The sequence below is a fragment of the Amycolatopsis sp. cmx-4-83 genome, from assembly GCF_046548815.1.
Lineage (GTDB): Bacteria > Actinomycetota > Actinomycetes > Mycobacteriales > Pseudonocardiaceae > Amycolatopsis > Amycolatopsis pretoriensis_A.
This window is the reverse complement of record NZ_JAEBEF010000010.1, coordinates 341,299-365,773: the sequence shown is the minus strand read 5'-3', so window position 1 is coordinate 365,773 and position 24,475 is coordinate 341,299. Positions and strand designations below refer to the sequence as shown.

Annotated in this window: 23 protein-coding genes; 16 read left to right on the top strand and 7 right to left on the bottom strand. The window is 71.2% G+C overall.

Features of this window, described 5'->3' with window-relative positions:
• Positions 1–129: 129 nt before the first annotated feature.
• The 8 genes from gatC to ACLJQM_RS31175 all read left to right on the top strand — a co-directional run bounded on the left by gatC (position 130) and on the right by ACLJQM_RS31175 (position 8,180).
• Positions 130–429, top strand: a complete 300-nt coding sequence (gatC, locus tag ACLJQM_RS31210) for an Asp-tRNA(Asn)/Glu-tRNA(Gln) amidotransferase subunit GatC (RefSeq protein ID WP_247013514.1) — start codon at positions 130–132, stop codon at positions 427–429.
• Positions 426–1,943 carry an Asp-tRNA(Asn)/Glu-tRNA(Gln) amidotransferase subunit GatA gene (gene gatA / locus ACLJQM_RS31205; RefSeq protein ID WP_410633924.1) on the top strand — a complete coding sequence of 506 codons (1,518 nt, stop codon included), beginning with the start codon at positions 426–428 and terminating at the stop codon, positions 1,941–1,943. Before gatC ends, gatA begins: the two co-directional genes overlap by 4 nt.
• A complete protein-coding gene (gene gatB, locus ACLJQM_RS31200) occupies positions 1,940–3,445 on the top strand; it encodes an Asp-tRNA(Asn)/Glu-tRNA(Gln) amidotransferase subunit GatB (RefSeq protein ID WP_410633922.1) in 1,506 nt (501 codons plus the stop codon). The genes gatA and gatB overlap by 4 nt, the downstream gene beginning before the upstream one ends.
• Before the next feature lie 8 nt (positions 3,446–3,453).
• Positions 3,454–3,990, top strand: a complete 537-nt coding sequence (locus ACLJQM_RS31195) for a hypothetical protein (RefSeq protein ID WP_410633920.1) — start codon at positions 3,454–3,456, stop codon at positions 3,988–3,990.
• 341 nt (positions 3,991–4,331) lie between these two features.
• A complete protein-coding gene (locus tag ACLJQM_RS31190) occupies positions 4,332–5,411 on the top strand; it encodes a Gfo/Idh/MocA family protein (RefSeq protein WP_410633918.1) in 1,080 nt (359 codons plus the stop codon).
• Complete coding sequence (locus ACLJQM_RS31185; RefSeq protein ID WP_410633917.1) at positions 5,408–6,328, top strand: PmoA family protein; 921 nt, start codon at positions 5,408–5,410, stop codon at positions 6,326–6,328. The genes ACLJQM_RS31190 and ACLJQM_RS31185 overlap by 4 nt, the downstream gene beginning before the upstream one ends.
• On the top strand, positions 6,325–7,038 hold the full coding sequence (locus ACLJQM_RS31180) for a cupin domain-containing protein (protein ID WP_410633915.1): 714 nt from the start codon (positions 6,325–6,327) through the stop codon (positions 7,036–7,038). Before ACLJQM_RS31185 ends, ACLJQM_RS31180 begins: the two co-directional genes overlap by 4 nt.
• Positions 7,038–8,180 carry a Gfo/Idh/MocA family protein gene (locus ACLJQM_RS31175; protein ID WP_410633914.1) on the top strand — a complete coding sequence of 381 codons (1,143 nt, stop codon included), beginning with the start codon at positions 7,038–7,040 and terminating at the stop codon, positions 8,178–8,180. The genes ACLJQM_RS31180 and ACLJQM_RS31175 overlap by 1 nt, the downstream gene beginning before the upstream one ends.
• Positions 8,181–8,472: 292 nt before the next feature.
• Here ACLJQM_RS31175 and ACLJQM_RS31170 read toward each other — a convergent pair whose 3' ends face one another.
• Complete coding sequence (locus tag ACLJQM_RS31170) at positions 8,473–9,681, bottom strand: PQQ-dependent sugar dehydrogenase (RefSeq protein ID WP_410633913.1); 1,209 nt, start codon at positions 9,679–9,681, stop codon at positions 8,473–8,475.
• A gap of 64 nt (positions 9,682–9,745) precedes the next feature.
• Between ACLJQM_RS31170 and ACLJQM_RS31165 the strand changes: the two genes are divergently transcribed.
• Positions 9,746–10,654, top strand: a complete 909-nt coding sequence (locus ACLJQM_RS31165; protein WP_410633912.1) for a 2-hydroxyacid dehydrogenase — start codon at positions 9,746–9,748, stop codon at positions 10,652–10,654.
• Between the two features lie 45 nt (positions 10,655–10,699).
• Complete coding sequence (locus ACLJQM_RS31160; RefSeq protein ID WP_410633911.1) at positions 10,700–11,275, top strand: DoxX family membrane protein; 576 nt, start codon at positions 10,700–10,702, stop codon at positions 11,273–11,275.
• 206 nt (positions 11,276–11,481) lie between these two features.
• Here ACLJQM_RS31160 and ilvD read toward each other — a convergent pair whose 3' ends face one another.
• Together ilvD and ACLJQM_RS31150 are read right to left on the bottom strand one after the other, a co-directional pair.
• A complete protein-coding gene (gene ilvD, locus ACLJQM_RS31155) occupies positions 11,482–13,326 on the bottom strand; it encodes a dihydroxy-acid dehydratase (protein WP_360774426.1) in 1,845 nt (614 codons plus the stop codon).
• A gap of 96 nt (positions 13,327–13,422) precedes the next feature.
• Positions 13,423–13,854, bottom strand: coding sequence for a PH domain-containing protein (locus ACLJQM_RS31150; protein ID WP_410633909.1), 432 nt, complete (start codon positions 13,852–13,854; stop codon positions 13,423–13,425).
• Between the two features lie 336 nt (positions 13,855–14,190).
• On the opposite strand from ACLJQM_RS31150, the gene ACLJQM_RS31145 reads away from it, so the two are divergent.
• From ACLJQM_RS31145 to ACLJQM_RS31130, 4 genes are all read left to right on the top strand, one after another.
• Positions 14,191–16,083: an acetolactate synthase large subunit gene (locus ACLJQM_RS31145; RefSeq protein ID WP_410633908.1), complete on the top strand. Its 1,893-nt coding sequence runs from the start codon at positions 14,191–14,193 to the stop codon at positions 16,081–16,083.
• A 2-nt stretch (positions 16,084–16,085) separates the two neighbouring features.
• Entirely contained in the window at positions 16,086–16,592 is a 507-nt protein-coding gene (gene ilvN, locus ACLJQM_RS31140) for an acetolactate synthase small subunit (protein WP_003080760.1), read from the top strand.
• A 35-nt stretch (positions 16,593–16,627) separates the two neighbouring features.
• Positions 16,628–17,641: a ketol-acid reductoisomerase gene (ilvC, locus tag ACLJQM_RS31135; protein ID WP_410633907.1), complete on the top strand. Its 1,014-nt coding sequence runs from the start codon at positions 16,628–16,630 to the stop codon at positions 17,639–17,641.
• A gap of 73 nt (positions 17,642–17,714) precedes the next feature.
• The gene (locus tag ACLJQM_RS31130; protein WP_247013481.1) at positions 17,715–17,972 is read left to right on the top strand and encodes a DUF397 domain-containing protein; all 258 of its coding nucleotides are present in this window, start codon (positions 17,715–17,717) and stop codon (positions 17,970–17,972) included.
• Here the strand turns inward: ACLJQM_RS31130 and ACLJQM_RS31125 are convergent.
• From ACLJQM_RS31125 to ACLJQM_RS31110, 4 genes are all read right to left on the bottom strand, one after another.
• Positions 17,969–18,838, bottom strand: a complete 870-nt coding sequence (locus tag ACLJQM_RS31125; protein WP_410633905.1) for a nuclear transport factor 2 family protein — start codon at positions 18,836–18,838, stop codon at positions 17,969–17,971. The genes ACLJQM_RS31130 and ACLJQM_RS31125 overlap by 4 nt on opposite strands.
• A gap of 70 nt (positions 18,839–18,908) precedes the next feature.
• A complete protein-coding gene (locus ACLJQM_RS31120; RefSeq protein ID WP_410633904.1) occupies positions 18,909–20,225 on the bottom strand; it encodes an ankyrin repeat domain-containing protein in 1,317 nt (438 codons plus the stop codon).
• Between the two features lie 146 nt (positions 20,226–20,371).
• Complete coding sequence (locus ACLJQM_RS31115; RefSeq protein WP_410633903.1) at positions 20,372–21,184, bottom strand: TIGR03620 family F420-dependent LLM class oxidoreductase; 813 nt, start codon at positions 21,182–21,184, stop codon at positions 20,372–20,374.
• Entirely contained in the window at positions 21,181–22,080 is a 900-nt protein-coding gene (locus ACLJQM_RS31110; protein WP_410633901.1) for a TIGR03620 family F420-dependent LLM class oxidoreductase, read from the bottom strand. The genes ACLJQM_RS31115 and ACLJQM_RS31110 overlap by 4 nt, the downstream gene beginning before the upstream one ends.
• Positions 22,081–22,170: 90 nt before the next feature.
• On the opposite strand from ACLJQM_RS31110, the gene ACLJQM_RS31105 reads away from it, so the two are divergent.
• Positions 22,171–22,734 carry a TetR/AcrR family transcriptional regulator gene (locus ACLJQM_RS31105; protein ID WP_410633899.1) on the top strand — a complete coding sequence of 188 codons (564 nt, stop codon included), beginning with the start codon at positions 22,171–22,173 and terminating at the stop codon, positions 22,732–22,734.
• Between the two features lie 125 nt (positions 22,735–22,859).
• The gene (serA, locus tag ACLJQM_RS31100; RefSeq protein ID WP_247013470.1) at positions 22,860–24,458 is read left to right on the top strand and encodes a phosphoglycerate dehydrogenase; all 1,599 of its coding nucleotides are present in this window, start codon (positions 22,860–22,862) and stop codon (positions 24,456–24,458) included.
• The last annotated feature ends 17 nt before the right edge of the window (positions 24,459–24,475 follow it).

Below are 24,475 nucleotides of genomic sequence, written 5' to 3'. Positions count from 1 at the left end.
CGGGACGCGAGCGTCGCCGGACGGCACCCGGCCTGCGCCGGGCGTAACCCAGTCGAGTCCGCCCACGCCGTCACCATAGACTTGCAGCTTCCGAGACAACCCGCACAGCACAACCCGGGAGTCACCCGCGTGCCCAACATTTCCCGAGACGAGGTCGCGCACCTCGCGAAGCTGGCCAGGCTGGCCGTGACCGACGACGAGATCGACGTCTTCGCCGGCCAGCTCGACCAGATCCTGGACTCGGTGGCCAAGGTGAGCGAGGTCGCCGCCGCCGATGTGCCGCCGACGTCGCACGCCGTGCCGCTGACGAACGTCTTCCGGCAGGACGTCGTCCGTCCCGGGCTCACGCAGCAGCAGGCGCTGGCCGGTGCGCCGGCCGCCGAGGACGGGCGTTTCCGGGTGCCGCGGATTCTGGGGGAAGAGCAGTGACCGAGCTCATCAAGCTGACCGCCGCGGAGCTGGCGGAGAAGATCCACACGCGCGAGGTGTCCGCGGTCGAGGTCACGCAGGCCCACCTGGACCGGATCGCCGAGGTCGACGACCACGTCCACGCGTTCCTGCACGTCGACACTGACGGTGCGCTGGCCGCGGCCAAGGCCGTCGACGAGGGCATCGCCGGGGGCAACGCGCCCGCGTCGGCGCTGGCCGGCGTGCCGCTCGCGCTGAAGGATGTCCTCACCACCGAGGGCATCCCGACGACCTGTGGTTCGAAAACGCTCGAAGGCTGGATCCCGCCGTACGACGCGACCGTGACGCGCAAGCTGCGCGAGGCCGGCGTCGTCATCCTCGGCAAGACCAACATGGACGAGTTCGCCATGGGGTCGTCGACGGAGAACTCGGCTTACGGCCCGACGCACAACCCGTGGGACCACGCCCGCATCCCGGGCGGGTCGGGCGGTGGCTCGTCGGCGTCGATCGCGGCCTTCGAAGCGGCCATCGCGATCGGCACCGACACCGGTGGCTCGATCCGGCAGCCGGGGTCCGTGACCGGCACGGTCGGGGTCAAGCCGACCTACGGCGGCGTGTCGCGCTACGGCCTGGTCGCTTTTTCGTCATCGCTCGACCAGGCCGGGCCCTGCGCGCGGACGGTGCTCGACGCCGCCCTGCTGCACGAGGTCATCGCCGGGCACGACCCGCTGGACGCGACCTCCATCGACGCGCCGGTGCCGCCGGTCGTCGCCGCGGCCCGGCAGGGCATGACCGGTGACCTCAAGGGCGTCAAGGTCGGCGTCGTGAAGGAGTTCGGTGGCGAGGGCTACCAGCCGGGTGTGGAGCGGTCGTTCCAGGCCGCGGTCGAACAGTTGCGGGCGCTGGGCGCCGAGGTCGTCGAGGTCTCTTGTCCGCATTTCGTCTACGCGCTGCCCGCTTACTACCTGATCGCGCCGAGCGAGTGCTCGTCGAACCTCGCGCGGTTCGACGCCATGCGCTACGGCTTGCGCGTCGCCGACGACGGCACGCACAGCGCTGAAGAGGTCATGTCGCTCACCCGTGAGAAGGGCTTCGGCGCCGAGGTCAAGCGGCGGATCATGCTGGGCACCTACGCGTTGTCGTCCGGCTACTACGACGCCTACTACGGCTCGGCGCAGAAGGTGCGCACGCTGATCACGCGTGACTTCGCGGCCGCCTTCGAAAAGGTCGATGTCCTCGTTTCGCCCACGACGCCGACCACGGCGTTCAAGATCGGCGAGCGCGTGGACGACCCGATGGCGATGTACCTCGCCGACCTGTGCACGATCCCGTCGAACCTCGCCGGCAACGCCGCGATGAGCGTGCCGAGCGGGCTGTCCGACGAGGACGGCCTGCCGGTCGGCCTGCAGATCATGGCCCCGGCGCTCGCCGACGACCGGCTCTACCGGGTCGGCGCCGCCTACGAGGCCGCTCGCGACGCCGCCGCCGGCGGGGCGCTCATCCACAAGGTCCCGGAGCTGGGAGGAACCAAGTGACTGCCGTGGCCGAGCTGATGGACTACGCCGACGTCATCGAACGCTTCAACCCCGTGCTCGGGCTCGAAGTGCACGTCGAGCTCAACACGAACACGAAGATGTTCTGCGGCTGCGCCAACGAGTTCGGCGGCGAGCCGAACACGAAGGTGTGCCCGACCTGCCTGGGCCTGCCCGGCGCGCTGCCGGTCGTCAACGGCAAGGCCGTCGAGGGCGCGATCCGGATCGGGCTCGCGCTGAACTGCGAGATCGCCGAGTGGTGCCGGTTCGCCCGGAAGAACTACTTCTACCCGGACATGCCGAAGAACTTCCAGACGTCGCAGTACGACGAGCCGATCGCCTTCAACGGCTACCTCGACGTCACGCTCGACGACGGCGAGGTCGTGCGCGTGGAGATCGAGCGCGCGCACATGGAGGAAGACACCGGCAAGTCGCTGCACGTCGGCGGGGCCACCGGCCGCATCCACGGTGCCGAGCACTCGCTGCTCGACTACAACCGGGCCGGCGTTCCGCTGATCGAAATCGTGACGAAGCCGATCGAGGGCACCGGTGAGCGGGCTCCCGAGGTCGCGCGGGCGTACGTGAGCGCGTTGCGTGACCTGCTTCGCGCGCTCGACGTGTCGGACGTCCGCATGGACCAGGGCTCGCTGCGGTGCGACGCGAACGTTTCGCTCATGGCGAAGGACGCGACCGAATTCGGTACGCGCACCGAGACGAAGAACGTCAACTCGCTGCGGAGCGTCGAACGGGCCGTTCGCTACGAGATGACCCGGCAGGCGGCCATCCTCGCCGAGGGCGGTTCGATCAAGCAGGAGACGCGGCACTTCCAGGAGGCCGACGGCACGACGTCGGGGGGCCGGACGAAGGAGACCGCGGAGGACTACCGGTACTTCCCGGAGCCCGACCTGGTCCCGATCGCGCCGTCGCGCGAGTGGGTCGAGGAGCTGCGCGGCACGCTGCCGGAGATGCCCTCGGAGCGGCGGAAGCGGATCCAGCAGGAATGGTCACTTTCCGACGAAGCCCTGCGTGACCTGCTGAACGTCGGCGCGGTCGACCTCGTCGCGGCCACCGTCGAGGCCGGTGCGTCGCCGGACGAGGCGCGCGGCTGGTGGGTCAACACGCTGGCGCAGGAGGCGAACAGCCGCGAGGTCGAGCTGGCCGACCTGCCGATCACGCCGAAGCAGCTGGCGGAGGTCATCGGGCTGGTTTCGTCCGGTGAACTGACGAACAAGCTCGCCAAGGAGGTCGTCCAGGGCGTGCTCGCCGGTGAAGGCGAGCCGCGTGAGGTCGTCGAGAAGCGCGGGCTGAAGGTCGTTTCGGACGACTCGGCCCTGCTCGCGGCGATCGACGAGGCCCTGGCGGCGCAGCCGGACGTCGCCGAGAAGATCCGCGGCGGCAAGGTCGCCGCGGCCGGCGCGATCGTCGGTGCGGTCATGAAGGCGACCAAGGGGCAGGCCGACGCGAAGCGGGTCCGGGAACTGATCATCGAGCGCGTCGGCTCCTGACCGTTTTCATGACATCGCCGTTTTCCGTCAAAAGCGTCACCTGGCGCGAGTGGCTCGGCCTGGCGGCCGGGCTGCTCGCGCTGGCGTCGACGTTCCTGCCGTGGACCACGCTGGACACGAACAAGCCGGACATCGAGGCCGTGCTGGCGCAGCTGCCGCACAGCGACGTCGTCCGGAACGCGTGGAACTCGAGCTTCTTCGCCTGGTGCCCGCCGCTGCCGTTGCTGCTGGCCGGGCTGGTCGTGGTCGTTTTCGGGCGAATCCGCAAACTGCGGGTCGGCGGCCTGCCGCACCTGTGGCTGGTGGTGGCCGCGGCGTCACTGCTGCTGATGGTGCTCGGCTGGTTCACGCTCGACTGGGAGTTCGACGCCGACCAGCGGGGCATCTTCGACGTCGCCGGGATCGCGATCGAACCCGGCTTCGGGCGGTTCCTCGGGCTGTTCGCGGCACTCGTTTCGGTTGTTGTCGCTTTCTTGGACATCCGCGCGGTGCGCGCCGAGAGCCGGCAGCCGCGGAAGCGTGAACCCAAGAGCAAGTCTCGCTGACCGACGGCGCCGGAGTGAGTCGGCGTTCGGTGGAACCGTGGCCGTTCGACGCGGCGGGGGCGGGGTGTCGAGGCTGACCGTTCCGGGGCTCCGCGATGGAAGCCCCGGTAAGTGGCCGGGTGTCGGCGTTGACGGCGTGAAGCCTTGGTGGCGTTGAAGTCGTGTTGCCAGCCGCTGTCGTCAGGGCTGTCGTCCGTTCCGGTTGACCACTCTGGGTGACAACGTTGACATCCTGGTCGGCCGTTGCGTGAGAAAGCGCTTTCTGGAACGGTCGGCAGGAGCGGCCCGGCCGGGCGGGGACGGCCCGCTGGGAGGCGTGTCACCGAGGAGGGAGACCTGGGTTGACTCACGGAAAGCGCTTACGGGTCGCCGTTGTCGGCGCTGGGGGGATCGCGGACAGCCATCGGAGCGCCTTCGAGGCGCACCGCGACGACGTCGAGATCGTGGCCGCCGCCGATGTCGATGAAGCCCGGGCCGTCGCGTTCTGCGCCGCGACCGGCGACGCCAAGCCCTACGGCGATCTTGACACCCTGCTCGCCGAGCAGGAGCCCGATCTCGTCTCGATCTGCACGCCGCCCGGGTTGCACGTCGAACAGACCATGAAAGCCCTTGCCGGCGGCGCCTGGGTCTGGTGTGAGAAGCCGCCGTGCCGGTCGCTCGCCGAGTACGACGAGATGGCCGCCGCCGAACGGGACGGCGGGCCGTACGTTTCGTTCGTTTACCAGCAACGGTCCGGATCGGGTGCCGCGCACTTCCGGAACCTGCTCGACGCGGGGGAGCTCGGACGGCCGCTCGTCGCGCACTGCCAGACCACCTGGTACCGCGACGGCGCCTACTACGCGGTGCCGTGGCGCGGGCGCTGGGAATCCGAGGGCGGCGGGCCCGCCATGGGCCACGGCATCCACCAGATGGACCTCCTGCTCCACCTGCTCGGCGACTGGGCCGAGGTGCGCGCGATGACCGCGCGGCTGGTGCACGACGTCGAGACCGAGGACGTCTCCACCGCGCTCGTCCGGTTCGAGTCGGGGGCGCTCGCGACCGTCGTCAACAGCGTCCTTTCACCGGACGAGGTGAGCCGGATCCGGGTCGACTGCGAAAACGCCACCGTCGAGCTCACCCACCTCTACGGCCACAGCGGCAAAGACTGGCGCTACACGCCGGCGCCGCACGTTGCCGAAAAAGCGACGAAGCGCTGGACGCCGTCCGAGGACGTGGCCAGCTCGCACGCCGCCGCGTTCGCGCCCGTGCTCGCCGCCTACCGGGCCGGGCGGCGGCCGCCGTGCAGCGGGGACGACGGGCGGCGGGTGCTGGAGTTCGTCGCGGCTTTGTACAAGTCCGCGGCCACCGGGGCCGGGGTGCGGCGCGGGGAGATCGTCGCCGGTGATGCCTTCCACCGGTCCATGGCGGGAGCGGGGGCGTGAGCGCGGCGATCACCGTCACGCACCGGCACGGCGAGCGCGTGACCGTCGAGGCCGGCGGCGTCCAGCTGATGTCCTATGTGTACAAGCCCGACCCGGTGGCCTTCGAATCGCGCAAGCCCTACACCCACCCGCTGCGGACCCTCGGCGGCCGCGGCGTGAGCGGGTACCGGCCCGCCGACCACCGGTGGCACAAGGGCCTGCAGATGACGTCCAGCCACCTGTCCGGGCAGAACTTCTGGGGCGGCCACACCTACGTTCCCGGCCATTGGTACCAGGACCTGCCCGACCGCATCGGCTCCATGCGGCACGACGACTTCGCCGCCTTCGCCGTCGGCCGCGACCGGCTCGGGTTCACCGAACGGCTCACCTGGGTCGCCAACGGCGGTGACGAGTGGGCGCGGGAGCGGCGCGAGCTCGTCGTCCACTCGGTCGAGCCGGACGAAGGGGCCTGGGCGCTCGACTGGGGGATCGAGCTGACCAACGTCCGCGACACCCCGCTCGAGTTCGGCAGCCCGACGACCGCCGGCCGTGAGCTGGCCGGGTACACCGGGCTGCACTGGCGGGGGCCGCGCGACTTCAGCGGCGGGCGCGTCCTCGGGCCCGGTGAGCTCGGCGGCGACGACATGATGGGTGCGCAGGCGCCGTGGCTGGCTTTCGTCGGCGAGCACGACGACGTCGACGCGCATTCGACGCTGGTCTTCGCGCATTCGCCGGAAAACGACCAGGCGATCCACGAGTCGCACTGGTTCGTCCGCTCTCGGGAGACGCCGATGGTCGCGTTCTCGTGGGCGTTTTTCGACGAGTTCGCGCTGGAGCCGGGAGAGAGCTTCACCTACCGCTACCGGATCGTCGTCGCGGATGGGGCGTGGGATCGCGATCGGGTGACTCACTACCTCGATCGGCACGGGTGGTCATGAACGCGTTCCCACTTCCAGGTGGAATCGGGGTCTCGCACCTGCGCGCCTACGACTGGGCGGCGGAGGATGGGGCGTGCGGCGGGAGCCCGCACCTGCACCTCGCCTGCACCGAGGCGTACGTCGTCACGGGCGGGCGCGGGGCGGTTCAGACGTTGAGCGCCGGCGGCTACGACGAGACACCGCTGGAGCCCGGGGTGATCGCGTGGTTCGCGCCGGGGACCGTGCACCGGATGGTCCAGGAAGACGGGCTGTGCGTCACGGTGCTGATGCAGAACAGCGGGCTGCCCGAGGCGGGGGACGCGGTCTTCACCTTCCCGCCCGACGTGCTCGCCGACCCGGCCGCCTACGCCGGCGCGGCAGCGTTGCCGAAAACCGACCAGGCCGCTCGGCAACGCCGTGACCTGGCGATTCGCGGCTACCTGCCGCTGCGGGCGGCCCTGCGGGACGGCGACGCGGAGCCGCTGCGGGCGTTCCACCGGGCGGCCGTCGCGCTCGTTTCGCCGAAAATCGGCGACTGGGTTCCGCGCTGGCGGGCCGGGGCGTTGCGGGCCGCCGAGCTGACCGGGGCGCACCTGGAGGCGCTCGCCCGCGGCGACGGGAGCCACCTCGAGCAGTCCGGGGTCCGGGTCGCGGTCCCTTCGAGCCCGGACGGCTACGGCATGTGCGGACGTCGCGCGGAATACGACATCGACCAGGAAGGCCGGCAGTGATGAACCAGCCCAGTATCGGAGTGCTGCTCAACGGGGTGACCGGCCGGATGGGCTACCGGCAGCACCTGCTCCGGTCGGTCTTGTCGATTCGCGACCAGGGCGGCGTCGCGCTGCCGGACGGCAGCCGCGTGCAGCTCGAGCCGATCCTCGCCGGCCGCAACGCCGCGAAGCTGAAGGACATCGCCGGTCGGCACGGGCTGACCGCGTGGACCACCGATCCGGACTCCGCGCTGGCCGACGTCGGCATTTACTTCGACGCGCAGCTGACGTCGGCGCGGGAGCCGTCGGTGCGCGCGGCGATCGCCGCGGGCAAGCACGTCTACGCCGAAAAGCCCCTTGCCGAAAAACTGACATCGGCGCTGGAGCTGGCCGGGCTCGCGCGGGACGCCGGGATCTGCCACGGCGTCGTGCACGACAAGCTGTTCCTGCCCGGCCTGCGGAAACTGCGGCGGCTGGTCGACGGCGGGTTCTTCGGGCGGATCCTGTCGGTGCGCGGCGAGTTCGGCTACTGGGTGTTCGAGGGCGACTGGCAGGAGGCGCAGCGCCCGAGCTGGAACTACCGCGCCGATGACGGCGGCGGGATCGTGCTCGACATGTTCTGCCACTGGAACTACGTCCTCGAGAACCTCTTCGGCCGCGTCGAGGCCGTGACCGCGAAAGCGACAACGCACATCCCGCGCAGGTGGGACGAGCAGGGCGACGCCTACGCGGCGACGGCCGACGACGCCGCGTACGGGATCTTCGAGCTGGAGTCCGGGGTCGTCGCGCAGATCAACTCGTCGTGGTCGACGCGGGTGTTCCGGGACGAGCTCGTCGAGTTCCAGGTCGACGGCACCGAGGGCAGCGCCGTCGCCGGGCTGCGGCGGTGCCGGGTGCAGCACCGCTCCGCGACGCCGAAGCCGGTGTGGAACCCCGACCTGCCGGCGACCGAGGCGTTCCGCGACCAGTGGCAGGAGGTCCCGGACAACACCGAGTTCGACAACGGCTTCAAGGCGCAGTGGGAGGAGTTCGTCCGGGACGTGGTCGCCGGGCGGCAACACCGCTACGACTTCTTCTCCGCGGCCCGCGGGCTCCAGCTCGCCGAAGCCGGGTTGACGTCGTCGGCCGAAGGGCGGCGGGTGGAGTTGAAGCCGCTGAGCTGACGTCGTCGGCGGAGGGACGGCGGGGCGGCGGGGCGGAGCTAAGCCCTGGACCCGGCGAACCCGGGGCCCTTCGAGGACGAGGTGGCTAGGAGTTGCTGCCGGTGTGGTCGATCAGCACGCGGAAGCCCGCCTCGTGCAGGGCGCTGCTCAGCGCGCGGACGCGCCGTGCGGCGGCCAGGACGGTCACCGGACTCCGGCACGACGGACGCCGTGAAGCCCATACTGCTCTCGCCATTCGGCGACCACGTCCGGCGTGACCCGGTAAAGCGGGCCGTCGTGCAGGTGCAGCCGGTCAGTCTTTGCCGTTGCCGCCGCCGGAGGTCGCCGGGGTGATCAGGACGACGCGGTCGTCGCTCGAGACCGGGGCGCCGCCGTCCTTGTTGACCGTGCCGGCCACCGCGAGCTGGGGGTTGATCATGCTCATCCCGGCGAGGCGCCCGTACGTCACCGGCGGTTTGCCGGTCTTGCCGTCGAGGCTGATCGTCGGCTTGCCGCTGACCGCGCCCTCCGGGGTCACCGGGAGGTTCTGCAGGTCGCCGGCCAGGGACGTGCCGACCGAGATCGAGCCGTTGGCGTCGACGAAGTCGGCGCAGCCCGCGACGCCCGGCTTGTCCGGCCACGTCCACGCCGGCGCCGTCAGCGGCTGCCCGGCCTGCAGCCGGTAGAGGGCGTCCTTGTCGGCGAGCCGGTCGGTGACCCAGACGCGGCCGCCGTCGGCCGAGGCGCACAGGCCGCCCGGGGCGTGCAGGCCGGCCGCCACGGTCAGGGCGCCGTTCGGGTTGCCCGCCGCGGCCTTGCCCGACGTGTCGATGCGCAGCACCTTCCCGGCGAGGGAGTTCGGGTCGGCGGCGGCGTTCGGGTTGCCCGCGTCGCCCGTCGCGACCAGCAGCGCGCCGCGGTTGTCCGTCGCGATCGCGCCGCGGTTGCCGGACGCGCCCTTCGGGATGCCGGTGAGCACCGGCTTCGCGGCCTGGCCCTTCGCGAAGCGCACGACGCGGTTGTCCGTCGCCGTGGTCACGTAAGCGAACACCAGCTGGTCTTCGACGTACGACGGCGAGAGCGCGAGCCCGGTCAGGCCGCCGTCGCCGGCTGCCTGGACGTCGAGCTTCGCGAAGTCCGTCGCGTCCTTGCCCGCGGTCGCGAGCTGCACGCGGCCGCTCTTGCGTTCGCCCGCGAGCGCGCTCGGCGTCGAGCCGTCGCCCGGCAGGCCGGCGACCGCCGCGACGGTGTCCAGGCAGGTCGAGATGACCGACGGGTCGAAGTCCTTGCAGCCCTGGGGCGGCGGCACCGGCGTGGCGGACTGGCCGGGGCGCGCCTGCTTGCCGTCGCCGCCGGAGTCCGCGCCGGGGCCCTGGACCTGGGGCGGCGATTCGGGGCTCGGGACGGGCGCGGGGCTGAACGACTGATCGGCCGCGGTGTCGTCGAACCGCGCGCAGCCGGCGGGCAGCAAGACGCCGCAGGCCAGGATCGCCAGCAGGGCCGACCGGTACCGAGTGCGCATGATCCCCCAGCCTAGGGGCCGCCGCGTGAACCATGGGTGAGTACTCCTGGATTACGTTGGGATCATGACGCTGACCGTGCTGGTGCCCGACGACGAGGGCATGTCCGTGCTCGCCGAGGTCCCGCGGGTCCTGCCCGTGCGCTACCAGTGGGGCGAGCCCGTGCCGCCGGAGGCCGCGAAGGCCGAAGTGCTCATCCCGGGCAAGCACCCGCCGGGTGAGGAGCTGTGGCGCACGCTGCCGAACCTCAAGCTGATCCAGCTGCTGTCCGCCGGCGCCGAGGACTGGGTCGGGAAGGTGCCCGACGGCGTCCTGCTCTCCACCTGCCGCGGCGCGCACGGCGGGAGCACCGCCGAGTGGGTCGTCGCGGTGCTGCTGTCGATGTACCGGAAGCTGGACGTCTTCGCGACGGCGCAGCGCGAAGGCCGCTGGGAACGGCAGACGGCCGACACGCTGCAGGGCAAGCGCGTGCTCGTCATCGGCGCCGGCGACCTCGGACGGCACCTGCGGCGCCGGCTCGAGCCGTTCGACGCGCGGTGCACGATGGTCGGGATGACCGCGCGGGAGGGTGTGCACGGGGTGCACGAGCTGCCCGCGTTGCTCCCCCTGCACGACGCCGTGGTGCTGATGGTGCCGCTGACCTCGCGCACCCGCGGGATGGTCGGCGCGGAGTTCCTGGCCGAGATGCGCGACGGGGCCGTGCTGGTCAACGTCTCGCGCGGCGCCGTCGTGGACACCGGTGCCCTGGTCGCCGAATTGACCACGGGACGGCTGCGCGCCGCGCTCGACGTCACCGATCCCGAGCCGCCGCCGTCCGGGCACCCGCTGTGGACGGTGCCGGGGCTGCTGCTCACGCCGCACATCGGCGGGTCGGTGCGCGGGGTGCGGGGGCGGTCGTACGCGGTCGCGGCGGCGGAAATCGCCCGGTACGCCGGTGGCGAGCTGCCGGACAACCTCGTGCACGGCGAGTACTGAGCGCGGCGGCTCGCCAGGCCCCGGTGGATCCCCTACCCTTCGCGCGTGAGCAGTGGAGACGATTTTTCGCAGCAGCCCACCAGCCTCCTGTCCGGCGTCGAGGACGACGGGGGTGACGACACCCCGCGCCAGGGCGGGCTCGGTCTCGGCCTGCTGATCCTGCGGCTGGCGCTCGGCGTCACCATGGGCGCGCACGGCCTGCAGCACCTGTTCGGCCTGTTCGGCGGGCCGGGCATCGGCGGGTTCGCGCGGGTGCTGGAGACGTTCGGCTACCACAAGCAGACGACGCTGCTGTCGTGGATCACGGGCGTCGCCGAGCTCGGCGGCGGGGTGCTGGTGGTCGTCGGGCTGTTCACGCCGCTCGCGGCGGCGGCGCTGCTCGGGGTGGCGGCGAACGCGGTGTACGCGAAGTTCCACGGCGGGTTCTTCGAGCAGCAGGGGCAGGGGTTCGAGTTCGAGCTGCTGCTGGGGGCGGCCGCGCTGAGCCTGCTGTTCACCGGTTCCGGGCCGATTTCGCTGGAGCGGAACACGCCGTGGCGGAAGCGGCCGCTGCCGCTGGGGCTGGTGTCGCTGCTGCTGGCCGCCGCGGCGGCCGTGGTGGTCATCGTTTTGACGCGGTAGGCGGCTGTGGGCTTGGGGACAACTCAGCCGTGCGGGGCGGCCTGGGGACAACTCGGGTCCGCGGCAACCACCGGGCCCGGAATTGTCGGTGCTCGCCGGTAACGTTGAAACCGGGGGTCCCCCTCACCGGCCGGGGCCAGAACGCGGAAAGGGCCGCCCCGTCAGGCGGGGGCGGCCCTTCGCGTTGATCGAGCCGGCCGAGCGGGCTACTTGTTCACGTCGCGGACCGCGCCCGTGTCCGCCGACGTCGCCATCCGGGCGTACGCGCGCAACGCCGCCGTCACCGGGCGCTGGCGGTCCTTCGGCTGCCACGGCCGCTCGGACGCCTCCATCTTCGAGCGGCGCTCCGCCAGGATCTCCGCGTCCACCAGCAGCTCCAGCCGGCGCTCGTGGATGTCCAGCAGGATCCGGTCGCCGTTCTCCACCAGGCCGATCAGGCCGCCCGCCGCCGCCTCCGGGGAGATGTGGCCGACCGAGATGCCCGACGAGCCACCCGAGAAGCGGCCGTCCGTGATCAACGCGCACTTCTTGCCGAGGCCCGAACCCTTCAGGAACGCCGTCGGGTGCAGCATCTCCTGCATGCCCGGGCCGCCCGCCGGGCCTTCGTAGCGGATCACCAGGACCTCGCCCGGCTGGATCTCCTTCTTGAGGATCGCCGAGACCGCTTCCTCCTGGCTCTCCAGGACCCGCGCCGGGCCCTCGAAGTGCCAGAGGTCCTCGTCGATGCCCGCGGCCTTGATCACCGCGCCGTTCTCCGCCAGGTTGCCGCGCAGGATGGCCAGGCCGCCGTCCTTCGTGTACGCGTGCTCGACGTCGCGGATGCAGCCGCCCGCCGCGTCCGTGTCCAGGGACGACCAGCGGTTCTCCGTCGAGAACGCCTGCGTCGTGCGGACGCCGCCCGGGGCCGCGTGGAACAGCTCGAGCGCGACCGGAGAAGGCGACGAGGCCCGGATGTCCCAGGTCGAGAGCCAGGAGTCGATGTCGGGGGAGTGGACCGACCAGACGTCGGTGTTCAGCAGGCCGCCGCGGTACAGCTCGCCGAGGATCGCCGGGATGCCGCCGGCGCGGTGGACGTCTTCCATGTGGTAGTCGGAGTTCGGCGCCACCTTCGACAGGCACGGCACCCGGCGGCCGATCGCGTCGATGTCGGCGATCGTGAAGTCGACCTCGCCCTCCTGCGCGGCGGCGAGGATGTGCAGCACCGTGTTCGTCGAGCCGCCCATCGCCATGTCGAGGGCCATCGCGTTCTCGAACGCCGCCTTCGAGGCGATCGACCGCGGCAGCGCCGACTCGTCGTCGTTTTCGTACCAGCGCTTGCACAGCTCGACGACCGTGCGCCCGGCCTCCTCGAACAGCGCGCGCCGCGCCGCGTGGGTCGCCAGCGTCGAGCCGTTGCCCGGCAGGGAAAGCCCCAGCGCCTCGGTGAGGCAGTTCATCGAGTTCGCGGTGAACATGCCGGAGCACGAACCGCACGTCGGGCAGGCCGAGCGCTCGACGATGGACAGCCCGTCCTCGTCGACCTCCGGGCTCGCGGACGCCGCGATCGCGGTGATCAGGTCGGTCGGGGCCTGGGCGACGCCGCCGACGACGACCGCCTTGCCCGCCTCCATCGGCCCGCCGGAGACGAACACCACCGGGATGTTCAGCCGCATGGCGGCGTTGAGCATGCCCGGGGTGATCTTGTCGCAGTTGGAGATGCACACCAGCGCGTCGGCCTGGTGCGCGTTGACCATGTACTCGACCGAGTCGGCGATGATCTCGCGCGAGGGCAGCGAGTAGAGCATGCCGGAGTGGCCCATGGCGATGCCGTCGTCGACGGCGATGGTGTGGAACTCGCGCGCGACGCCGCCGGCTTCCTTGACCGCGCCGGCGACGATCTCGCCGAGGTCCTTGAGGTGCACGTGGCCGGGCACGAACTGCGTGTAGGAGTTGGCGATCGCCACGATCGGCTTGCCGAAGTCGCTGTCGGTCATGCCGGTGGCGCGCCAGAGCGAGCGCGCGCCCGCCGCGTTGCGGCCGTGGGTGGTGGTCCGGGAACGGAGAGGCGGCACGGCGAAACTCCCAGGTCGGATGGTCGGCGGGAACACTCCGCCAAAACTGGTCCTACCAATTTAGGCCAGTCTTGGGGAGCCCGTCCATCGAGGGTGCTACGAGCCGGGCTTGAGGTCTTCCTCTTCGAGCAGGCCGCTCGGGTCGGCGACGAGCCCTTCGCTCACCAGCGAGAGCACCGGCAGGTGCCGGGTCCGGACCGTCGGCAGTGACACCTTCGTGTCGTCCTTCAGCACCGCCTGGACGCGGGACTTCTTGGTGATCGCGAGGCCCTTCAGCGCCGACCACGGCACGTCCCGCTTGCCGAACACCGTCCGGATCGCCAGACCCTCGCGCGTGGCGATGGTGCGGTGGCGGACCACGAAGACCGCGAGCGCGATCGGGAAGACGTAGAGCCACTGCAGGTACGGGATTTCCCCGAGTGCGATCGGCGTCACGCAGACGGTCAGGAGCGCGATCGCCATGAACGACGTGCGGGGGACGCGGAAGACGGCTTTCCGGCCCTCGTCCTGCTGAGCTTTTTCGGCCACCCCGAAATGGTGCACCGCCGCCCCGACCGGCCCGGACCCGGGTCGCGCAGGCGTGACGCACGACCCTCGGGGTGTCCAGCATCCGGACACACCGTCCCGCAGAGTTGACACCCGCGCGGCGTTGCGGCTAGCGTCGTGGCCGTGACACCGCTGACCGGCCTCGTACTTCCCAAGCGCGTCGACGCTTAGGGAAGTCCTTCCGCTGCGTCGACGCGCGACCCTCGTGCGACCTTACGGTCGGCGAGGGTTTTTTGTTGCCCAAGGAGAAGAGCTCCTTCGCCCGACCGCATCAAACTGACCCGAACGAGTGACACCGAGACCCACGAGGCAGAACCGATGACCAGTGCCACGTCGCGCAGCAGCGACGCGAAACCCGGGCCGACGCCCGGTACGTCCGGAGCTCGTCCGAAGCCGGCGCCCCCGGCGGGAACGCCGGTGCGCGTCACCGGCGCCCAGTCACTCGTGCGCTCGCTCGAGGCCGTCGGCGCCGAAGTGGTCTTCGGCATCCCGGGCGGCACCATCCTGCCCGCCTACGACCCGTTGCTCGACTCGACGAAGGTCCGCCACGTCCTGGTCCGCCACGAACAGGGCGCGGGGCACGCGGCGACCGGCTATGCCCAGGCCACCGGCAAGGTCGGCGTGTGCATGGCCACGTCGGGCCCCGGCGCGACCAACCTGGTCACCCCGCTCGCCGACGCCAACATGGACTCCGTCCCGGTCGTGGCCATCACCGGCCAGCAGTCCCGGGCGCTGATCGGCACCGACGCGTTCCAGGAAGCCGACATCTGCGGCATCACCATGCCGATCACCAAGCACAACTTCCTCGTGACGGACCCGGCGGAGATCCCGCGGACCATCGCCGAGGCGTTCCACCTGGCCGCGACGGGCCGGCCCGGCCCCGTCCTGGTGGACATCCCCAAGGACGTGCTGCAGGAGATGACCTCGTTCTCCTGGCCGACCGAGCTGCGCCTCCCGGGTTACCGCCCGACGCTGCGCCCGCACGGCAAGCAGGTCCGCGAAGCCGCGAAGCTGATCGCGAAGTCGCGCCGCCCGGTGCTCTACGTCGGCGGCGGCGTGATCAAGGCCGAAGCGCACGAGCAGCTCAAGCAGCTCGCCGAGCTGACGAACATCCCCGTCGTCACCACGCTGATGGCGCGCGGCGCGTTCCCCGACTCGCACCCGCAGCACCTCGGCATGCCGGGCATGCACGGCACGGTCGCCGCCGTCGCCGCGATGCAGCGCGCCGACCTGCTGATCGCGCTCGGTGCCCGCTTCGACGACCGCGTCACCGGCCAGCTCTCGTCGTTCGCGCCGGACGCCGCGGTCGTGCACGCCGACATCGACCCGGCCGAGATCTCCAAGAACCGCAAGGCCGACGTGCCGATCGTGGGTGACTGCAAGGAGATCATCGGCGAGCTGATCACCGCCGTCACCACGGAGTTCGAGCACGGCGGCAAGCCCGACCTCGCCGACTGGTGGACCCAGGCCGACGACTGGCGCGAGAACTACCCGGCCGGCTACGAGTGGCCGGACGACGGTTCGCTGTCGCCGCAGTACGTCATCGAGCGGATCGGCCGGATCGTGGGCCCCGACGCGGTGTACGCCGCCGGTGTCGGCCAGCACCAGATGTGGGCCGCGCAGTTCGTCAAGTACGAGAACCCGCGCACCTGGATCAACTCCGGCGGCCTCGGCACCATGGGCTACGCGGTGCCCGCCGCGATGGGCGCGCAGTTCGGCGTCCCGGGCACGCAGGTCTGGGCGATCGACGGCGACGGCTGCTTCCAGATGACGAACCAGGAGCTGGCCACCTGCGCCATCGAGGGCGCGCCGATCAAGGTCGCCGTCATCAACAACGGCAACCTCGGCATGGTCCGGCAGTGGCAGAACCTCTTCTACTCGGAGCGGTACTCCAACACCGACCTCGGCACGCACAAGCACCGCATCCCCGACTTCGTGCTGCTGGCCGAAGCGCTGGGGTGCGCCGGCCTGCGCTGCGAGACCAAGGAAGATGTCGACGCCACCATCCGCCGCGCGATGGAGATCAACGACCGCCCCGTCGTGATCGACTTCGTGGTCGGGAAGGATGCCCAGGTGTGGCCGATGGTCGCCGCGGGCACCGGCAACGACGAGATCATGGCGGTCCGGGGCATCCGGCCGCTGTTCGACGACGACGAGGTTTCGGTCGAGACGACCGAAGCCGTCGAAGCTGCCGCGGAAGGTGAGCGCTGATCATGAGCGTCCACACGCTGAGTGTCCTGGTCGAGAACAAGCCCGGTGTGCTCGCGCGCGTCTCGGGCCTGTTCTCCCGCCGCGGATTCAACATCGAGTCCCTTGCCGTCGGGCCCACGGAGAACCCCGAGGTGTCCCGGATGACGATCGTGGTCGCCGTGGAAGAGCTACCGCTCGAACAGGTGACGAAACAGCTCAACAAGCTGGTCAACGTGATCAAGATCGTCGAGCTGGAGCAGTCGACCGCCGTGCAGCGCGAACTGCTGCTCGTGAAGGTGCGCGCCGACAACACCGTGCGCAGCCAGGTCCTCGAAACCGTCCAGCTCTTCCGCGCCAAGGTGGTGGACGTCTCCCCGGAGGCGCTCACCGTCGAGGCGACCGGGACGTCGGACAAGATCGGTGCGCTGCTGCGGATGCTGGAGCCGTATGGCATCCGCGAGCTCGTTCAATCCGGCATGGTCGCGGTGGGGCGGGGCGCCCGTTCCATCACCGCCACATCACCGCGCTAAGAAGAAGTAAGTCAGGAAAGGAAGCAGTAACCCCCATGGCAGTGGAAATCTTCTACGACGACGACGCCGACCTTTCGATCATCCAGGGGCGCAAGGTCGCTGTCATCGGCTACGGCAGCCAGGGCCACGCCCACTCGCTGAGCCTGCGCGACTCCGGCGTCGACGTCCGCATCGGCCTGCCCGAGGGGTCCAAGTCGCGGGCGAAGGCCGAGGAGCAGGGCCTGCGCGTGCTCACCCCGGCCGAGGCGTCGGCCGAGGCCGACCTGATCATGATCCTGGCGCCGGACACGAAGCAGCGCCACATCTACGAGCAGGACATCGCGCCGAACCTCCAGGACGGCGACGCGATCTTCTTCGGGCACGGCTTCAACATCCGCTACGACCTGATCAAGCCGCCGTCCAACGTGGACGTCGCCATGGTCGCCCCGAAGGGCCCGGGTCACCTCGTGCGCCGCCAGTTCGTCGACGGCAAGGGCGTCCCGGCGCTCATCGCCGTGGAGCAGGACGCGTCCGGCAACGCCCAGGCGCTCGCCCTCTCCTACGCCGCCGCCATCGGTGGCGCCCGCGCCGGCGTCATCAAGACGACGTTCAAGGAAGAGACCGAGACCGACCTCTTCGGCGAGCAGGCCGTGCTCTGCGGTGGCGCGTCCGCGCTGGTGCAGACCGGCTTCGAGGTGCTCACCGAGGCCGGCTACGCCCCGGAGATCGCCTACTTCGAGGTGCTGCACGAGCTGAAGCTGATCGTCGACCTCATGTACGAGGGCGGCATCGCGCGCCAGCGCTACTCGATCTCCGACACCGCCGAGTACGGCGACCTGACCCGCGGCCCGCGCGTCATCTCGCCGGCGGTCAAGGAAGAGATGAAGAAGATCCTCGGCGAGATCCAGGACGGCACGTTCGCCCGCGAATGGGTCGCCGAGGACGAGGCCGGCCGGCCGAACTTCACCAAGCTCGAGGAGCAGGGCAACAAGCACCCGATCGAGGAGACCGGCAAGAAGCTGCGCGACCTGATGTCGTGGGTGGACCGGCCGATCACCGAGACCGCCTGATCTTCACCCGCAGGACACCGGAGGGGACGCCGTCGCGGCGTCCCCTCCGGCGCGTTTTGGCTACGCTTACCGCATGACCGACGACAAGGCGCACATCCGGCACCACCTCGACCTTTCCGGGGCCGAGTGGATCCGGGGCGAGCCCGCGGGCGTCACCCTCGACGAGGTCGTCGAGTACGCGTTCGTCGAGCACACCGACGGTGCCACCTACGTCGCGATGCGGCGCTCGCCGGACGTCGACGGCACGGTCATGGTCTTCACCATGGCGGAGTGGGACGCGTTCACGAAGGGCGTCGAAGACGGCGAGTTCAACGACCTCGGCGAGGCCTAGAACGTCAGTTTCGCGGCCAGTTCGGGGATCCGGCCGAGGTCGCCCGCGACGGCGAGGTGGTCGCCGTAGTCGCGGGACTCGACGATCAGCCCGTCGCGGACCCGCAGGACGAAGATGTTCGCGATCCGCACCGGGCGCCCGCCGTACTCGCCCTGGTAGGCGAATTCGCCGATCAGCACCTCGGGGTCGGTGCCCTGGTAGGTGACCAGGTCCGCGACGGTGAAACCCGGGTTCAGCGCCTTGCCCGCCGCGAAGTGCGCCCGCAGCTCGTCGCGCGTGCGCAGCACCTCCGAGCCCGGCAGGAACGGGTGCGTGACGTGGGTTTCCGCCGCGTACAGCTCCGGCAGCTCGTCCCAGCGCCCGCCCGCCACGCCGTGCACGAGCCGCTCGAACACCGTGCCCGCGCTCTCCGGCGTGACCGGCGAAAGCTCGCGCGGCGGCGCCTGCTCGTACGCCTCCACCAGCTGGTCGACGCCGTCGCGGACGGCGGCGAGCTTCAGGTAGTCGTGGTAGTCGCGGGAATGGACGATCAGGCCGTCGCGGACGCGCAGCACGTGGACGTTGGCCGCCTCGATCGTCCGGCCGGTCTCGACGGACTCGGCGTCGTAGTCGTATTCGGCGACGATCACCTCGGGGTCCGTCGTCTCGTGCACCACGACGTTCTTGCGCTTGAGCCGCAGCGCCCCGACGAGCGGGCTCGCGAACCGCTCGTGGACCGCGGCGCGGCCGGTCAGGCGCGTCGGCCGGGGGACGGCCTGGGGGTGTTCGACGACGGTGTCTTCGGCGTAGAGCGCGGAAAGCTCGCCGAAGCGGCCTTCGCCGATCCCGTCGGACAACGCGGTGAAGACGTCGCGGGGTGTGGTCACGGTTCCTCCCAGAAGGCAAAACGGAGTCTGTAGTCCGTCTCCGAAGATACGGACTACAGACTCCGGTTGTCTAGCGGAGCAGCTCCCAGGCGGCCGGCTGCCCGCACACCTCCGCCCACGACCCGGGCGTGCTGCCGAAGTTCGCGTCCCGCGCGCCGCGGTCGGCGCCGTTTTCCAGGAGCACCCGGATGACGTCGAGGTGCCCGGACTCCGCGGCCAGGTGCAGGGCCGTGACGCCTTCGCCGTGCTTCGGGCCGCCGAACGTGCCCGGGTGATTCACGTCGGCGCCGAGCTCCAGCAGCGTCCGGACGGCGGCGAGCCTGCCCTTCGCCGCCGCCCACGCCAGCGCCGTGCCGCGGTAGACGTCGGCGTCCACGCCGGCTCCGCGCGAGACGAGGGTGCGCAGGGCTTCGGTGCGGTCGTTGCGGGCGGCCCACGCGAGGGCTTCGTCGCGGGCTTCCGCCGGGTCCTCGCTCGGGTGCCAGGCCGGGAAACCGCTGTGGGGCCGGTAAAAGCCGCGGTGCTCACCGCCGCGGCCCGACGTCAGGAGTTCGTCCAGGAGCCCGGTGTCGCCGAGCCCGGCCGCGACGCGCAGGTTGCCCGGTGCCCGGCTGTGCGCGGCCAGGGTTTCCGCTGCTTCGCGGTGGCCCCAGAACAGGGCGACGACCAGGGGAGTGCCGCCGTCGCCGCGGGCGGAGACCTCGACCGGGGCGCTCGCTTCGAGCAGCAGGCCGAGCAGCAGCGGGAGGTTGCTGTACGCGGCTTGGTGCAACGGCGTCCAGCCGTGGACGTTGCCGCGCGCGGGGTCGGCGCCGTGGGCGAGCAGGACGCGGCTGAGCCGCTCGTCGCAGGTCGCGCCGGCCATGCCGAGCAGGTCGTTGCCGTTGGTGCCGCGGGCGGTGACGAGCCCGGGGAACTCGCCGAGGAGCGTTTCGAGCCGGTCGACGTCCCGGTCTTCGACGGCCCGGTACGCGCGGGCGAACGGCTCACCACTGTCCACAAGTGACCGAACGTGGGTGAGAAGTCCCTGCCAGGAGCCGAAACCGTGCTCACGGGCGACGACCACGCGGGCGCCGTCGCGGGTCGGCGGCTGGCCCCAGCGGTCGAACGGCTCGCGGGCGCCGGGCGTCTCGTCCTCGGCCGAGGCGAGCAGGCCGAGCGCGCGCCCGGCGTAGTATTCGACGTCCTGGTGGTACGGGTGCTGCAGGGTTTCGCCGTGCTCGGTGACGCGCCGGACGTAGGCGCGAAGCTTCGGCCAGCTCGGGAACCCGTGGTCCCGGGCGATGCGGAACTGCGCTTCGGACAGCTTGACGCCTTCGGCGCGCGCGAGGTCTTTCGCGCGGTTGCGCAGCTGGTCCAGGCTGGGTTTGGCGGGCAGCACGCCCATGGTGCCTCCTTCCCTCGTCGCCCGTGGTCCGCCGGCACCGGGCAGGAAAGAAGGTGCGGAGCTGGTGGTGCGGTGCTGCGGGGGTGGGCTCGGCCCTTTCCGCGGACGGGACGCGGCCCTCACCGCGTCCCGCCAGCGTACCCCGGTCAGGGCAGCAGGTCCGCCAAGCGGCGGTAGGAGTCCTTCGTCCGGGCGAGGACCTGGACGCAGACGTGGTCGGCGCCCGCGTCGAGGTGCGCCCGGATCCGGTCGGCGATCCGCTGTTCGCCCGTGACGACGATGGCGTCGACCAGGCGGTGGCTGCCGCCGTCGGCGAGGTCGTCGTCGGTGAAGCCGAGCCGCCGCAGGTTCGTCCGGTGGTGCGGTGCCTGCCGCACGTAGAGACCGGCGTGCTCGCGGGCCACCTCCGGGGCCGCGTCGAGCACCACCGCCTGCTCGACGGCGAGGTACTTGCCCGGGCCGAGCCGTTCGCGCGCCATCGCCGTGTGCTCCGGCGGGACGAAGTACGGGTGGGCGCCGTCGGCTCGGTCGGCCGCCAGGTCCAGGAGTTTCGGGCCCAGCGCGGCGAGAACCCGCCTCGGCCGGGGTGACGGCTGGGGCAGGCCCGGCAGTTCGGCCGCGTTCATCCCGGCCAGGTATTCGCGCAACGCCGTCAGCGGGCGGGCACCGGGCCGGTGCCCGCCGAGCCCCGCGACGAACCGGCCCGGGTAGGCCTCGCCCAGCGCCCGGATCGCGCCTTCCGCGGCGAGCGGCGAACGCTGGTCGAAGCGCGCGACCCCGGTGGCGACGGTCAGCTTCGACGTCGCCGCGAGCAGCAACGCCGCCTGCGTGAACGCTTCCCGGCCGGCGTACTCGCCGAACCAGAGCGCGGCGAAGCCGAGTTCCTCCACCTCGGCGGCCGTTTCGCGGAGCTCGCCGACCGGGACGCCGTCGAAGAACTGCCAGACGCCGACGCTCATCGGAGCACCGCCGGGGCCAGCTCGACCAGGGTGTCCACAGTGGACTCGAACGACGTCGCGGACGGCGTCAGCAGGACGTGGTCCGCGCCCGCGTCGAGCACTTCCCGCACGCGTTTCGCGATGGTCTGCGCGTCGCCCCAGAGGACGAGGTCGTCGACGAACCGGTCGCTCGGGCCGTCGATGTCGGCTTCGGTGTAGCCGAGCCGTTTCCAGCCCGCGAGGTAGGCCTTCACCTGGAACTCCCGTGATTGCGCCACGCTGCGCCGGACGCTCGCCCGGGCGTCCTCGCGGCTGCCGGGCAGGACGGTCTGGTGGGGGATGAGCAGCTTGTCCGGCCCGAGGATTTCGCGTGCGTACGGCGTGTGCGAGACCGGCTGGGCGAACGGGTGCGCGCCGTCGGCGTGGTCGCGGGCGAGCTCCAGCATGCGGGGCCCGACCGCGGCGAGCACACGGGGAAACGCCACCGGGGCGGGGTTTTCCGCCGCCGCGGCGTCCATTTCGGACAGGTAGGCGCGCATCCGGTCCAGCGGCCGGTACTCCTCGCCGTACTTCGCCGCCTGGAACGCGTGCCCGATGCCGATGCCGAGCACCAGCCGGCCCGGGTGGGCGTGCGCGAGCGTCGCCCCGCCCTTTTCGGCGGTCCGCCCGGGCCGCGCCCAGGTGTTGGCGATGCCGGCGCCGAGCACGACGTCCGGCACCGACGCGAGCAGGTCGCCGAAGGCGGCGAACAACTCGCGGCCGCCGGGGCCTTCGCCGCTCCAGACCGAGCCGTAGCCGGCCTCGGCGAGCCGGCGCGTCGCCGCGCGTTCGACGGCCGGGGGCGGGGCCAGCGGTGCGCTCGGCAGCCAGGCGCCGATCGCGCCGAGCCGGGCGCGGGTGTCTTCGATCAGAGTCATCCTCGAAATTCCTCCCAGTAAGATGAGGCTGCCTCCGGTTAATATACGGAGGCGGCCTCCTATTGGCTACCGGGTAAGGTCGGGAGGGCGATGACCGACGTGAAACCGATGCGCGCGGACGCCCGCCGCAACTACGAAGCCCTCCTCGCGCAGGCCCAGCGCGCCTTCGCCGAACACGGCGTCGAGGCGTCGCTGGAAGACATCGCGCGTCGCGCCGGCGTCGGCATCGGCACGCTCTACCGGCACTTCCCGACCCGGGAGGCGCTGCTCGAAACGCTGCTGCGCGCCCGGTTCGACGGCCAGGCCGGCCGCGCCCGCGAACTGCTGACCCACCCCGAGCCGCTGACCGCGCTGCAGACCTGGCTCGCCGGGCTCGGCGAAGCCATGGGCACCTACCGCGGGCTCGTGGAGCTGACCGCCGACGCGCTCAGCGACGAAACATCCCGGTTGTACGCGTCCTGCCACGCCATGCGGGACGCCGGTTCCCAGCTGGTGGAACGCGCGAAGGAAGCGGGCGAACTCCGCGCGGACGTCACCACCCACGAGCTCCTTCTGTTGCTGCACGCGGCATCCTGGGCGGGCGGGCACCTGCCCGGCCCGGGGGGCATGCAGCGCCTGCTGGCTCTTGTTTTCGAGGGATTACGAGCGAGTTAACACCATGGGAAGCCAGGGGGCGGCCCAGCGGGTTAAACTCCGCCACGACCGGGGCACAACGACGTGCTTATGACCGTTTGTCGACCCAAGCGTCCTGGAAGTGACCAGATAGTGGGAGCCGCATCGTGAGCAAGCCCAGCAAGCCCGTCGTCCTCATCGCGGAGAAGCTCGCTCCCTCCGTGCTGAGCGTCTTCGGTGACGAGGTGGAGGTCCGGCACGTCGACGGCACGGACCGATCCGCGCTGCTCGAGGCGGTGAAGAGCGCCGACGCGCTCCTGGTCCGCTCCGCCACCAAGGTCGACGCCGAAGTCTTCGGCGCCACCTCGCAGCTGAAGGTCGTCGCCCGCGCCGGTGTCGGCCTGGACAACGTCGAGGTCCCCGCGGCCACCGAACGCGGTGTCCTGGTCGTCAACGCCCCGACGTCCAACATCGTCTCCGCCGCCGAGCACGCCGTGGCGCTGCTGCTGGCCGTCGCGCGCCGGGTCCCGGCCGCCAGCCAGAGCCTGCGCGCCGGCGAGTGGAAGCGCAGCTCGTTCTCCGGTGTGGAACTGCAGGGCAAGACGGTCGGCGTGGTCGGCCTCGGCAAGATCGGGCAGCTGTTCGCCCAGCGCCTGGCCGCCTTCGACACCAAGCTGATCGCCTACGACCCCTACGTCTCGGCCGCGCGCGCCGCGCAGCTCGGCATCGAGCTCGTCACCCTCGACGAGCTGCTCACGCGCGCCGACGCGATCTCCATCCACCTGCCGAAGACGCCGGAGACCAAGGGCCTCATCGACGCCGAGGCGCTGAAGAAGACCAAGCCGGGCGTCATCATCGTCAACGCCGCCCGCGGCGGGCTGATCGTCGAGGAAGACCTCGCCGACGCGCTGCGCTCGGGCCACGTCGGCGGCGCCGGCATCGACGTCTTCGTCACCGAGCCGACCACGTCGAGCCCGCTGTTCGCCCTGGAGAACGTCGTCGTGACGCCGCACTTGGGCGCTTCGACGGCCGAGGCGCAGGACCGCGCGGGCACCGACGTCGCGAAGTCCGTGCTGCTGGCGCTGCGCGGCGACTTCGTGCCGGACGCGGTGAACGTCTCCGGCGGCGGCGCGGTCGGCGAGCACGTCCGCCCGTACCTGTCGCTGACCCAGAAGCTGGGCACGCTGCTGACCGCGCTGAACCCGAAGGCGCCGACGTCGGTGACCGTGCAGGTCAAGGGCGAGATCTCCAACGAGGACACCGCGGTGCTGCAGCTGGCGGCCCTGCGCGGGGTGTTCACCGGCGTGGTCGAGGACCAGGTCACGTTCGTCAACGCGCCGCAGCTGGCGGAGAAGCTGGGCGTGCAGGTCGAGCTGACCACCGAGCCGGAGAGCCCGAAGTTCCGCAGCCTCGTCACGGTCCGCGCGGTGCACTCGGACGGGCAGGCGCTGACCGTGTCCGGTTCGGTCACCGGCAAGGACGAGGTCGAGAAGCTGGTCGAGGTCAACGGCCGCGGGTTCGACCTGCGTGCCGAGGGCACGGTCCTGCTGGTCGAGTACCCGGACCGCCCGGGCGTGATGGGCCGCGTCGGCACGCTGCTCGGCGAGGCCGGCATCAACATCGAGGCCGCGCAGATCAGCCAGACCACCGACGGCTCCGACGCGGTCATGCTGCTGCGCGTCGACCGCCACATCGACGCGCACCTGCTCGACCCGATCGGCGCCGCCGTCGGGGCGCACACGATCCGCGCCGTCGACTTCAGCTGACGTAACCCTTTCGAAGG